General features: G+C 68.8%; 11 protein-coding genes. 1 reads left to right on the top strand and 10 read right to left on the bottom strand.

The features are described 5' to 3' along the window. Positions 1–27 precede the first annotated feature (27 nt). The 10 genes from ACLNGM_RS01210 to ACLNGM_RS01165 form a co-directional block, all read right to left on the bottom strand. Entirely contained in the window at positions 28–1,989 is a 1,962-nt protein-coding gene (locus ACLNGM_RS01210) for a hydantoinase B/oxoprolinase family protein (RefSeq protein WP_416356850.1), read from the bottom strand. A gap of 5 nt (positions 1,990–1,994) precedes the next feature. Continuing rightward, positions 1,995–4,019 (bottom strand): hydantoinase/oxoprolinase family protein, encoded by a 2,025-nt coding sequence (locus ACLNGM_RS01205; RefSeq protein ID WP_416356849.1) that lies wholly within the window; start codon positions 4,017–4,019, stop codon positions 1,995–1,997. Between the two features lie 237 nt (positions 4,020–4,256). Then, complete coding sequence (locus ACLNGM_RS01200; protein WP_416356848.1) at positions 4,257–5,270, bottom strand: helix-turn-helix domain-containing protein; 1,014 nt, start codon at positions 5,268–5,270, stop codon at positions 4,257–4,259. A gap of 381 nt (positions 5,271–5,651) precedes the next feature. After that, positions 5,652–6,371 carry a class II aldolase/adducin family protein gene (locus tag ACLNGM_RS01195; RefSeq protein WP_416356847.1) on the bottom strand — a complete coding sequence of 240 codons (720 nt, stop codon included), beginning with the start codon at positions 6,369–6,371 and terminating at the stop codon, positions 5,652–5,654. An 89-nt stretch (positions 6,372–6,460) separates the two neighbouring features. Beyond that, positions 6,461–7,231 carry an IclR family transcriptional regulator gene (locus ACLNGM_RS01190; RefSeq protein WP_416358532.1) on the bottom strand — a complete coding sequence of 257 codons (771 nt, stop codon included), beginning with the start codon at positions 7,229–7,231 and terminating at the stop codon, positions 6,461–6,463. A 35-nt stretch (positions 7,232–7,266) separates the two neighbouring features. Continuing rightward, entirely contained in the window at positions 7,267–7,650 is a 384-nt protein-coding gene (locus ACLNGM_RS01185; RefSeq protein WP_055887409.1) for a RidA family protein, read from the bottom strand. 19 nt (positions 7,651–7,669) lie between these two features. Further along, positions 7,670–8,440 (bottom strand): amino acid ABC transporter ATP-binding protein, encoded by a 771-nt coding sequence (locus tag ACLNGM_RS01180; protein ID WP_416356846.1) that lies wholly within the window; start codon positions 8,438–8,440, stop codon positions 7,670–7,672. A gap of 11 nt (positions 8,441–8,451) precedes the next feature. Continuing rightward, the gene (locus ACLNGM_RS01175; RefSeq protein WP_416356845.1) at positions 8,452–9,114 is read right to left on the bottom strand and encodes an amino acid ABC transporter permease; all 663 of its coding nucleotides are present in this window, start codon (positions 9,112–9,114) and stop codon (positions 8,452–8,454) included. Between the two features lie 6 nt (positions 9,115–9,120). Further along, positions 9,121–9,783, bottom strand: coding sequence for an amino acid ABC transporter permease (locus ACLNGM_RS01170; protein ID WP_090965642.1), 663 nt, complete (start codon positions 9,781–9,783; stop codon positions 9,121–9,123). Between the two features lie 66 nt (positions 9,784–9,849). After that, positions 9,850–10,656, bottom strand: a complete 807-nt coding sequence (locus ACLNGM_RS01165; RefSeq protein ID WP_416358531.1) for a transporter substrate-binding domain-containing protein — start codon at positions 10,654–10,656, stop codon at positions 9,850–9,852. A 142-nt stretch (positions 10,657–10,798) separates the two neighbouring features. Between ACLNGM_RS01165 and ACLNGM_RS01160 the strand changes: the two genes are divergently transcribed. Beyond that, positions 10,799–11,857, top strand: coding sequence for an alanine racemase (locus ACLNGM_RS01160; protein ID WP_416356844.1), 1,059 nt, complete (start codon positions 10,799–10,801; stop codon positions 11,855–11,857). Positions 11,858–11,872 lie beyond the last annotated feature (15 nt).

Here is an 11,872-nt window from a genome sequence, read left to right as displayed (position 1 = left end):
CGGCCCCGCCCGTTCGGGCATGTCTCGTCAGGCGGCGGCCCACTTGGCGACCGAGCGGCGCTCGAAGCTCTCGCGGAACTGCCGGGTGGACTCGGGCAGGAGTTCGCCCGTGCCCCAGTGGAGGATCACGGCGTGGCGGCGGATCACGTCCATCATGTCGATCTCGCCGGCCCGGAACCTCCCGGCGATCGCTTCGGGGTCTTCACGGGCCCACTCGACGCGGCTCTTGGCGATCTCGGCGCGAAGGGCTTGCGTGCCGGCCTCGTCGATCTCGTACTCGCAAAGTTCGGCGTCGATCGTGCGGATCACGACGCCGTAGTCGCTGGCGGCCCGCTTCACCGACACGTAGTCGTCGACGACGTCCTCGAGGACATGGGCGGGATCGCGCTTCAACGGATCGCCGAAGCCGCCGCCGCCGCCGGTGGGTCGCCAGAAGTGGTCGCCCTCCTTGAGCGACACGTCGGAGAAGATCGTGCCGAGGCGCACGGTCTCCTCGGTGCCGACCCGCTTCAGCGTCAGCCCGTGCGGGATCGAGGGCAGGCCCCCTTCGATGCCCCAGACGATCGCCCGCTCGCGGTCGCAGATGTAGGAGATCACCGTGTCCTCGGACTGCAGCATCTTGGAGCCCTTGAGGACGCCGACGCCGCCGCGCCATTCGCCGGGACCGGCGGAATCGGTCTGGATCTGGCACTCGGTCATCAGGATGGGCGTCGTGCGCTCCTGGCCCTCGATCGGCTGCGCCATCATGCCGGTGCCGAAGCACGAGGTGGTGACGTTGGCGCCGTCCTTGCCGTTGCGCCCGCCCCAGCCGCCGGGAAGCCAGTCGTAGAACATGAAGATCGGCTTGTCCGGGGAGCGGGCGTCGCGCCCGCCGGTGAGCAAGTATTCGAGATTGAAGGTGCAGGCGAGCGCGCGCTCGGGCATCAGCTCCGACCACATCTCGTAGATCGAGTTCATGATCTTCTCGAAGGGCATCAGGAAGCCGGTGACCGCCACCGGCCACTTGGCGTCGACGATCGAGCCCTCGGGCACCGTCAGCTCAAAGGCGCGGTAGAAACCGGAATTCAGCGGCAGGTCGGGGAAGAAGGTCTTCATGCCGGCCGCGACCGCCGAGAAGGTCGCGCCGAAGGCCGAGTTGTAGATCGAGGCGATGGTCGGGTGGCTGCCCGAGAAGTCGTAATAGGCCTTATCGCCCCGGATCGTCATCTTGATGCGGATCGGGATCATGCCCTCGCCGCCGGCCGGGTCGCGGTCGATGTAGTCGACCGTCTCCCAGGTGCCGTCGGGGAGCGCCGCGATGCGCTGGCGCACGGCCCGTTCGACATAGTCCTGCACTTCGGCAAGGCCCGTCTTCACGGTCTCGCGCCCGTACTTCTCGACGAGGCGCAGGATCTCGCGCGCGCAGACGGCGGTGCCCTGGGCCTGCGCCTGGATGTCGCCGATGATCGAGGCCGGATCGCGCGTGTTGGAGGCGATCATGTTGGCGACGTCGCGCCGGAACACGCCCTTGTCGTAGAGCCGGACCGGCGTGATGCGCAGGCCCTCGCGGAACATGTCGCGCGCCGTGACGTCGAAGGAGCCCGGCACCGAGCCGCCCATGTCCGACCAGTGGCCGTTGGACTGGGCATAGGCGATGATCTCGCCGCCCGAGAAGATCGGGCGGATGAGGCGCACGTCCGAGAAATGCGTGCCGCCGGCATAGGGGTCGTTGATGGCGAAGACGTCGCCGTCGTGCATGTCGCCCTCGAAGGCGCGCATGACGTCCTTGCAGGTGAAGTGCAGGGTGCCGACGTGGACGGCGATGTCCTGGTTGCCCTGCGCCGCGCATTCGCCGTCGGCATCGTGCAGCGCCGAGGAGAAGTCGTGGTTGTAGATCACGAAGGAGTAGCAGGTCCGCAGCACCTGCTCGCCCATCTGGTCGACGCTGGTGATGAAGGAGTTCTTGAGGACCTCGAAGGTCACAGGGTCGAGCGTCTGTTCGCTGGCCATCTCGTTCAGCCCTTCACGCGGATGATGATGTTCAGGAATTTGTCGACCTCGGCGAGCGAGCCGGGCGGCACGACGACGGTCGAGTCCACCTGCTCGACGATCGCCGGGCCCCGGAACGAGAAGCCGCAGGGCAGGTCGTCGCGCTGGAAGACCGGCGTGTCGTGCGGTGCGTTGTCGAACCAGACGGTGCGGCGCGACACGGGATCGGGGGTCTCGCCCGTCGGCTCGTGGACGGCGAGTTCGGCCTTCGGCACGACGCCGATCGCCTTGACGTTGACGCGGAAGAACGAGACCGGCGCGTCGTCGCGGCGGAAGTTGTACTCGCGCTGGTGTTCGCGGTGGAAGTCGGCGACCAGCGCCTCGATCGAGGTGATCGGGCTCGGCACGGAGACCGCGAGCGAGCGCCACTGTCCGCGATACATCATGTCGATCGAGCGCTGGAGGACGATGTCGCCTTCCGCGACGCCCTCGTGCGTCAGCCGGTCGAGGGCCTCGCGCTCGATCCGGGCAAAGCGCGCCTCGATATCGGCGGGCTCGGCTTCAGTGCCCTCCACCATGCAGTTTTCCGAGAAATCGTGCTGCATGTCGACGAGGAGGCAGCCGAGCGCCGAGGTGACGCCGGGGTTCGGCGGGACGATCACGGCGGGGATCGCGAGCTCGCGCGCGACGTCCACCCCGTGCAGCGCACCGGCCCCGCCGAAGGCGACGAGGGCGAAGTCTCGCGGGTCGTAGCCGCGGCTGATCGAGATCAGGCGCACGGCGTCCGACATGTTGGCGTTGGCGACGCGCAGGATCGCATCCGACGCTTCCTCGGCCGACAGGCCGAAGGGCTTGGCGACGCCGTCCTCGACCGCTTCGCGGGCGAGGGCGGGATCGAGCTGCACCTTGCCGCCGGCGAGACTCGTGCCGAGGCGCCCGAGCGTGACGTTGGCATCGGTGTTGGTCGGCTGGCGGTTGCCGTTGCCGTAGCAGGCAGGACCGGGAAAGGCGCCGGCCGACTGCGGGCCGTTGCGAAGCGATCCCGCCTCGTCGGTCCAGGCAAGCGAGCCGCCGCCGGCCCCGATCGTCAGCACCTCGATCGAGGAGAAGCGGATGGGGTAGCCGAACTCGATGTACCAGTCTTTGGTGACACGCGACTGGCCCTCGTAGGCGAGCGAGACGTCGGTGGATGTGCCGCCCATGTCGAGGCCGATCGAGTTCGGGAAGCCGCAGAGCGAGGCGATGTGGCGGGACGCGATGGCGCCGGCCGCGATGCCTGAGCCCGCAAGCCGCGCGGCATAGTCCTTGACGCTCGCCGGCGTCATCACGCCGCCGCCGGTGTGGAGAAGGAGGAGGTCGCGGGTGTAGCCGCCCGACGCCAGTTCCTCGCCGAGCCGCGTCGTGTAGCTGACGACGACCGGCGAGACTGCGGCGTTGGCGACCGTGGTCGAGAAGCGCTCGTGCTCGAAGATCTCCGGCAGCACCTGCGAGGAGATCGAGACCGGCACGTCGGGCATGGCCTCGAGCAGGATCTCGCGCATGCGGCGCTCGTGGTCGCCGTTCAGGTAGGCGTTCATGAAGCAGACCGCGATCGCCTCGACGCCGCGCTTCTTGAGAATGCGCGCGACCTCGCGCGCGGCCGCCTCGTCCAGCGGCTCGACGACCGTACCGGCGCTGTCGACGCGCTCGGGCACCGTCAGCCGGTCGCGGCGCGGGATGTAGGGCTTCACGACGTCCTTGTAGACGTCCCAGAGATCTTCCTTGTTGGCGCGGCGGATCTCGAGAACGTCGCGAAAGCCCGCGCTGCAGACCATGGCGGTGCGCGGCAGGCGACGGGTGATCAGCGCGTTGGTCGCGACGGTGGTGCCGTGGCTGAAGAGCGCCACCTTGGACAGATCGATGCCGGCCTTGCCGACGCCGCCGAGGATCCCCTCGATCGGGTCCTTGGTGGACGACGTCTTCTCGATGCGGATGAGGCCGGTGTCCTCGTCCATGATGCAGATGTCGGTGAAGGTGCCGCCGACATCGACGGCGACGCGAAGATTCTGCAAGGCGGCCCATCCCCAAGGCTTCGACCGTTCATGTCGGCACAGGCGTGCCCGATGGCGCGGCGGATCGGTGCGATCCGCGCCCGTTCGACAAGGACGGTCGGTGGTTTTTCGAAAGGTTGCGGGGGGATTAAAGGGGCTTTCGCGTGCCCGCTCTTGTCGGAGAGCGCATCAGTCCTTGCGCCTGAGAGCATCGGCCGCACAAAGCTTGGGCGTCTTTGTGCGCTGCACTATCGCTGATCAGCCCTTCAGCGCCGTCGTCCGGGCCTGGCTCGGACTGCAGCCGAACTGGGCGCGGTAGTTGCGGCTGAACTGCGCCTGATCGCCGAAGCCCCATTCGTAGGCGATCTCGGAAATCGCGCGGCGTCCGTTCTGCGGGTCCCTCAGGAGCGCGTCGCACATCAGGAGGCGCTGGGTGCGGATATGGGCGCAGACCGTCGTGCGCTCCGCCTCGAAGAGCTGGTGGAGGTAGCGCAGCGAGATGCCGCAGCCGTCCGCGATGCGCTGCGGCGACAGGTCGGTCTCGCGCAGGTGCGAGCGGATGAAGTGCTCGGCGCGATGAAGGTGAGCGTTGCGCACCGACGATGACGAGCCCGACAGGACGCGCTGGTCGGCCTCCACCGCCATGGCGAGGAGGTCGACGAGATGGGCGCCCATCAGGCTTCGCGCCGCCTCGTCCATCTCGTCGAGCCGCGGCGCGGTCATGCGCAGCATGTCGACGAAGAGAGCGCCGACCGAGCGGCTGGCGTCGAACTGGAGCGTCGCCAGCCGCTCGGGCCGGGGGATGCGCGAGCGAAGGAGCGCGCTCGGCACCTTCATCACCCAGAGCGCGGCCCGCTCGCGATGGCTGAACTCGTAGGGCAGGTGGCTGCGCTCGATCAGGAACTGGCCGGGCCGGCAGGTGACGTCCTGGTTGTCCTGCGCGAAGCGGATCTCGGCGATGTCGGGCACCGTGATCAGGTAGCTTTCCTCGCGCTCCGAGACGAGGTGACGCTCCTGCCGCCGGTAGAGCAGCCCGTCGCAGTGGTTGCGCGAGATCGAGACCTGGCCGAGCGACCAGAAGTCGAGGTCGCCGGAAAACTCCTGCGCGTTGCGGAACTGGATATCGAGCGGGAAGTAGGTGCGCGAGACCGCATCCTGCCAGAACTGCTTGCGCTGGCCGCCCGGGGCCTGATCGGTGGAATAGGTCAATCGCATCGCACGCATCCCCATCCGGTTCCAGCCGGCCTCGCGGTCCGGAGGCGGCCAGTTCATCACCATTCGCGCGGCGTTTGAAGACCCCACGCGGCGAATGCCCGTTCAGGATCGCAAAGCAGGAAGCGTGCCAAATCAAGGTGATGGCAGGCGAGGCGGGCGGGAAGCCCGGCGATGCAGGCGATATATCATATGACGGCGTGGCGTTGGCACGCTGGCGCATCCGCCTCGGCGCGCCGTCCGCCGGGGCGCGCTGCCCACGATTGCGTCAGGCGGCGTGATTCGAGGGCAGGGGTTCGCGGGACGGTCATGCACCCGGCGGCAGGGCGCGGGGTTCTCGCACGGCAGGGGATGAGGAAGCCCCGGTCCCGACGGCCGAGGCCACGCGGCGGGCCGACCGGATCCAGCCAGCCGCGCGCGTCGTGGAGGGTCTCGCGCCCCTCAGGCCTTCGCCGCCGGGCGATCGTCGCCGGCCGTCGCGCTCGGCGTGTCGTTCACCCCGTCGAGATCGGGGGCCTGGCCGTAGCTCATGTTCTTCATCTGCTGGATGACGCGCGCCATCTCGTCGTCGGGGAGGACCGGCGGCTCGCCGAGGATGCGTGCCTGGACATAGAGGCGCGACAGCGTCTCGACCTCGATCGCCAGCGCCAGCGCGCCCGCCATGGTGCGCCCGAGCGCGATCTGCCCGTGCTGGCCGAGAAGGCAGGCCATCCGGTCCTCCAAGGCTTCCAGCGCGGCGTCCGACAGCGCCTGCGTCCCGAAGGTCGCATAGCGCGAGCAGCGGATCGTCGTGCCGCCGGCGACCGCGGTCATGTAGTGGAAGCTCGGGATCTCCTTGTGGTGGACGGCGAGCGTCGTGGCGTAGACGGAATGGCAGTGGAGGACGCAGTCGACGTCGGGGCGGGCGGCGAGGATGTCGCGGTGGAAGCGCCATTCCGACGACGGGCGCCGGGGGCCTTCGTAGCGGCCGTCGAAGTGCATCTGCACGAGGTCGCCCGGCTGCATGAGATCGTAGGGCAGCGAGGTCGGGGTGATGAGGAAGCCCGCCGCGTTGCGCACCGACAGGTTGCCCGCGGTGCCCTGGTTGATGCCGCTCTCGTTCATGCGGCGGCAGGTCGCGACCATCTCCTCGCGAAGGGCGTCGTCGGTTCGAAGGGTCATGAGGCGTCTCCCGGGGCTCGGCGAAGGTTGCATCAGGGCCTACACCGCCCGAGTGTCCGCCGCCAGCGGCGCGGGCGCCGCCCGGCGGCTCAGGCGAAGAAGGGTTCGAGCGACACCGCGGCCGCGCCGAGCCGAGCCAGATAATCGGCATGGTTGCGCAGGGCATCGGCCTTCGGCGCGACGAGGCAGAGCGTCGCCGCCGCCGTTCCGTCCGGCCGGCGGATCGGCACGGCGAAGCAGTGGGTGTAGCTGTCGACGATGGAATCGAAGGTGAAATAGCCGTCCGCGACGGCCTTGTGGGCCTGCCGCGCGAACTCGGCCGGTGCGAGCCAGTCGCCCGAGGGGAGCTGGAAGTCCGCCGGCGGCACGAAGGCGCGGATCTCGTCCTCGCCGAGATGGCCAAGGAGCAGGCGGCCGGACGCCGTCCAGGGAATGGGCGTGCGCTCGCCGACGCTCGACGAGATGCGGAAGGGCCGCGAGCCTTCGCGCATCATGGCGACCGTGTACTTGTTGCCGTCGAGGAGGCAGAACTGCGCGGTCTCCTGCGTCTCCGCCGCGAGACGGTCGAGCACCATCGCCACGCGGCTCGGCATGTCGGAGTGGTGGCCGTAGGCCTGCCCGTAGAGGAACAGGCGCCGGCCGAGGAAGACGCGCCCCTCGGCGTCGGCGGCTTCCAGGACATCGAGCTTCACGAGCGCCGCGACGACTTCGTAGATCGTCGACCGCGGCGCGCCCATCGCGGCCGCGATCTCGTTGGGGCGGAGCGGGCGGCCCGCCTCGCGCAGGGCGTCGAGGATGTCGAAGGCCCGGTCGAGCCCGCGCGCCCGGCGGTTGACGGTCTCCTCCACGCGCACGTCCATCCTCTCGCCCCCGATGCTCAAAAGCCTCCCGCGGCTTATTTCCGCTTGAAGGCGACGCAGTCAATCTCGACCTTGCAGTCGACCATCATCGACGACTGCACGCAGGCCCTAGCCGGCGGCGTCGCGCCGAAATATTCGGCATAGACGCCGTTGAAGCTCCAGAAGTCCCGGGGGTCGTCGAGCCAGACGCCGACGCGCACCACGTCCTCCAGCCCGTAGCCCGCCTCGGTGAGGATGGCGATGACGTTCTCCATCGTCTTCTTCGTCTGCTGGACGATGCCGCCCGGCACGATCTCGCCGTTCTCCATGGCCACCTGGCCGGACACATAGAGCCAGCCGTCGGCTTCCACCGCACGGGCGAAGGGCAGCGGCTTGCCGCCGGCGCCGGTCTCGCCGGCACCATAGCGCTTGAGAGTCATGCGTGCGTGTCCTGTTCTGTCAGTTGAAGCGGGAAGACTGGAGGAAGGCGGCAAGGCGCTCGGTCTTGGGGGACGCGAACATCTCGCGCGGGTCCCCCTCTTCGCCGATGCGCCCGCCGTTCATGAAGATGACGCGGCTCGAGACCTCGTAGGCGAAGCGCATCTCGTGGGTGACGAGGAGCATCGTCATGCCGTCCTCGGCGAGCGAGCGCACGACGGCAAGCACCTCGGCGACGAGCTCGGGGTCGAGGGCGGAGGTGACCTCGTCGAACAGCATCAGGCGCGGGCTCATGGCGATGGCGCGCGCGATCGCCACGCGCTGCTGCTGGCCGCCGGAAAGTTTCGCCGGATACTGGTCCTTGCGAGCCAGGAGGCCGACGCGGTCGAGCCAGGTCTCGCCGAGCGCGCGTGCCTCGTCCCGACCCATCCGTCGCACCAGCGTCAGGCCGAGCGTGACGTTCTCGAGCGCGGTCATGTGCGGGAAGAGGTTGAACTGCTGGAAGGCCATGCCGGTCAGCGCGCGCTGGCGGGCGATCTCCCGCTCGCTCTTGCGCCGGCGCTGGCCGCTCTCGGTGGAGAAGCCGATCTCCTCGCCGTCGATGCGGATCGAGCCGCCCTCGAACTCCTCCAGCATGTTGACGCAGCGCAGCATGGTCGTCTTGCCGGAACCCGACGAGCCGATGATCGAGATCACCTCGCCCGAGCGCACGTCGCAGTCGACCCCTTTCAGGACCTCGAGCGGGCCGTAGCTCTTGCGAAGGTCCCGGATTTCCAGAAGGTTCGCGGTCATCGGGGCGCCTTTCACGCGACGCTCACGCGGCGCTCGACGTAGCGGCCGAGACGCTCGATGGCGAAATTGACGAGGAAGTAGAGAAGGCCGGCGAGGAGATAGAACTCGAGGCTGTGGAAGGCGCGGCTGATGACCTCCTGCGTGCGCAGGAGAAGCTCGGCGACGCCGATCACCGAGAGGAGCGTCGAGGCCTTCACCATCTCGGCCGCCGTGTTGATCAGCGGCGGCAGGGCGAGGCGCAGCGCCTGCGGCCCGAGCACGTAGCGGAAGGTCTGGCCGAAGGTGAGGCCGATCGCCTTGGCCGCCTCGGTCTGGCCCTTGTGAATGGTCTCGAGGGCGCCGCGCGTGATCTCGCCGACATGCGAGGCGCAGAACAGCGTCAGCGCGAGGACGCCGGCCTGGAAGGCCGAGAGGTCGAGCCCGACGGTGCCGAGGATGTAGAAGCTCGCGAGCACCAGGACGAGGACCGGCGTGCCGCGGATCACATCGGTATAGATGCGCGCGAGGAGGCGCGCGGCGCGGTTGCCGTAGGTCAGCGCGAGGCCGAGAAGGGTTCCGATGACGGTGCCGCCGAGGATGGCGAGCGCCGAGATGGCGACCGTGGTGCCGAGGCCGTAGAGGAGCGGCCAGCGCGCCAGCCAGACGATCTCGAGGAAGGTGGGAGGAGCGGTCACGGCAGCTTACCTCGACACGGCGAGCCGCGCCTCGACGCGGCGCAGGAGGGCGGCGAGGATCGAGCAGGTCGCGATGTAGAGCCCGCTCGCCACGATCCACGTCTCGATGACGCGGAAGGTCTCGACGTTGATCTTGCGCGCCTCGAAGGTGAGTTCGGGCACGGCGATCGCGGCGGCGAGCGAGGTGTCCTTGAAGAGGCCGATGAAGGTCGAGCCCAGCGCCGGTAGGACGGCGCGCAGCATCACCGGCAGGACGATGCGGCGACGGATCTGCCCCTCGGTCAGGCCGATCGCGAGCCCTGCCTCGCGCAGGCCCTTCGGCACGCCGAGGAGGCCGCCGCGGAACACCTCGGCAAGGTAGGCCGCCGAGTAGAGTGCGAGAGCGAGGACGAACGAGCTCTGCTTCGACAGGCGAAGACCGAGCTGGGGCAGCGCGAAGAACGAGAACAGGACGATCACGAGAAGCGGCAGGTTGCGGAACAGCGTCACGTAGGCGCCCGCCGGCATCCGCAGCGCCCGCGACCGGCTGACCCGGCCGAAGGCGAGCACGAGCCCGAGGGCGCAGCCGATGCCGATCGCGACGACCGCGAGACCGAGGCTGAGGCCGAGCCCCCACAGGAGGTCGTCGAAGTTCCGCCAGACGGCGTCGAAGTTGAGGGTGTATCCCATCGGGATCGCTCGTTTGGGGCGTGGGGCGCGAGGCGGTCCGGGCGCAGTGGCCCGGACCGTCGGATATCACTTGAACTCGACCGGGAAGCCGATCGCCGGGGGCGGCAGATCCTTGCCGAACCACTTCTTGAACGAGGCGGCATAGGTGTCGAACTCGACGCCGGTCATCGCCTCGTGCAGCGCGGTGTTGACGAAGTTCAGCCAGTCCTGGTCGCCCTTGGCGACGGCGCAGGCATAGGTCTGCGGGCTCCAGCCGTAGCCGGCGTCCTTGTACTGGCCTGGGTTCTGCGTGACGTACCAGGCGATCGAGGACTGGTCGGTGGCCGCGGCATCCGCGCGGCCGGATTGGAGCGCCTGATAGAGAAGGTCCTGCGCCTCGTACTGGTCGACGGTCGCCTCCGGCAAGGCCTTGTGGACGAGTTCCTCGGCGTAGACGTTCTGGAGGACCGCGATGGTGACCGACGAACCGGCCGCCTTCAGCGCGTTGTAGTCGGCATACTGGCTGCCCTCCTTCAGCATCAGGCCGACGCCCTCGCGATAGTAGGGGATGGTGAAGTTGACCTGCTGGGCGCGCTCGCCGGTCACGGTCATGAACTGGCAGGTCATGTCGACCTTGCCCGTGGTGATGTTGGGGATGCGGGCGTCCGACGACTGGTTGACGAACTCGACCTTCTCCGCGTCGCCGAAGAGCGCCTTGGCGACGATCTTGGCCATGTCGACGTCGAAGCCCTGCAGCGTGTCGGACGCGTCCTTGAAATGCCAGGGCGCGTTGGTCGAGCCGGTGCCGACCACGAGCGTGCCGCGTGCCAGAACGTCGTCGAGCTTGGCGGCCTCGGCGCCCGCGGGGAGAAGTGCGACGGTGGCCGTCGCCATAAGCCCCAGAACTACAGCCTTCACACGCATTGCCATTCCCTCCAGAGCTGATGTCCGTTGTAATGAACATTTGACCGCAACAGCGGATTGCCTTATCAGTGGACATGCCTCGATATTTGTCAACAGGCTTGCGGGAGGGATCGTGACAGGCGAACCGGAGACACCGGCGGTGGTGATCGATCTCGACACCGCGCTGCGAAACATCGCCCGGGCGCAGGCCCATCTGGCGGCGCTTGGGCTGGCCATCCGGCCCCATATCAAGACACACAAGCTCGCCCGGCTGGCGCGCGCGCAGCTCGACGCCGGGGCGGTCGGCATCACCTGCCAGAAGATCGGCGAGGTGGAGGCCCTCCTCGACGAGGACCCCGCGATCCCCGATGTGCTTCTCACCTATCCCGTCCTCGGTCCGGCCAAGCTCGAGCGGCTGAAGGCTCTTGCGCAGCGCGTGCGCCTGTCGACCGTCGCCGACAGCGACGCGGTGGTGGACGGCCTTGCCGCCACCTTCGCGGCCGAGCCGCGACCCCTCGCCGTTCTCGTCGAGTGCGACACCGGCGGGGGACGGTGCGGCGTGCAGACGCCGGCCGACGCGGCACGCCTCGCGCAGCGCATCGCGAGAGCGCCCGGCCTCGCCTTCGGCGGCCTGATGACCTATCCACTCGCCGGCGGACGGGGTGCCGCCGCCGCCTTCCTCGCCGAGGCCAAGGCCGCGATCGAGGCGGAAGGGTTGACGGTGCCGGTGGTCACGTCCGGCGGCACGCCCGACCTCTGGCAGGTCGCGAGCGACGGCGTCGTCACCGAGTACCGGCCGGGAACCTATGTCTACAACGACCGCTCGCTGGTCGCGCGCGGTGCGGCCGAGCTTGCCGACTGCGCGCTGCGCGTCGTCGCCACCGTCGTCTCGAAGCCGACGCCCGATCGCGCGATCATCGACGCCGGGTCGAAGGTCCTGACCTCCGACCTCCTCGGCCTCGGCGGCTACGGGATGGTGGTCGGGCTGCCGGACGTCGCGATCGACCAGTTGTCGGAAGAGCACGGCCGCCTCACCGGCAAGGGAGCTCTCGCGCTCGCGGTCGGCGACCGGGTGGAGATCGTCCCGAACCATGCCTGCGTCGTCACCAACATGATGGACGCCGTCCATGTCCGCCTGCCGGACGGCACGCTGGAGCCGTGGCCCGTCACCGCCAGAGGGCGGGTGACCTGACGCGGCCTGCGCCTT

It is taken from the genome of Aureimonas phyllosphaerae (genome assembly GCF_047943035.1).
Classification (GTDB): domain Bacteria; phylum Pseudomonadota; class Alphaproteobacteria; order Rhizobiales; family Rhizobiaceae; genus Aureimonas; species Aureimonas phyllosphaerae.
The sequence above is the reverse complement of the archived record's forward strand: the minus strand, read 5'-3'. Positions and strand labels throughout refer to the sequence as shown.

Coding starts and splice junctions, on each gene's coding strand:
- ACLNGM_RS01210 (WP_416356850.1), bottom strand. CDS start 1,989: ATGGCCAGCGAACAGACGCTCGACCCTGTGACCTTCGAGGTCCTCAAG.
- ACLNGM_RS01200 (WP_416356848.1), bottom strand. CDS start 5,270: ATGAACTGGCCGCCTCCGGACCGCGAGGCCGGCTGGAACCGGATGGGG.
- ACLNGM_RS01195 (WP_416356847.1), bottom strand. CDS start 6,371: ATGACCCTTCGAACCGACGACGCCCTTCGCGAGGAGATGGTCGCGACC.
- ACLNGM_RS01190 (WP_416358532.1), bottom strand. CDS start 7,231: ATGGACGTGCGCGTGGAGGAGACCGTCAACCGCCGGGCGCGCGGGCTC.
- ACLNGM_RS01185 (WP_055887409.1), bottom strand. CDS start 7,650: ATGACTCTCAAGCGCTATGGTGCCGGCGAGACCGGCGCCGGCGGCAAG.
- ACLNGM_RS01180 (WP_416356846.1), bottom strand. CDS start 8,440: ATGACCGCGAACCTTCTGGAAATCCGGGACCTTCGCAAGAGCTACGGC.
- ACLNGM_RS01170 (WP_090965642.1), bottom strand. CDS start 9,783: ATGGGATACACCCTCAACTTCGACGCCGTCTGGCGGAACTTCGACGAC.
- ACLNGM_RS01165 (WP_416358531.1), bottom strand. CDS start 10,656: ATGGCGACGGCCACCGTCGCACTTCTCCCCGCGGGCGCCGAGGCCGCC.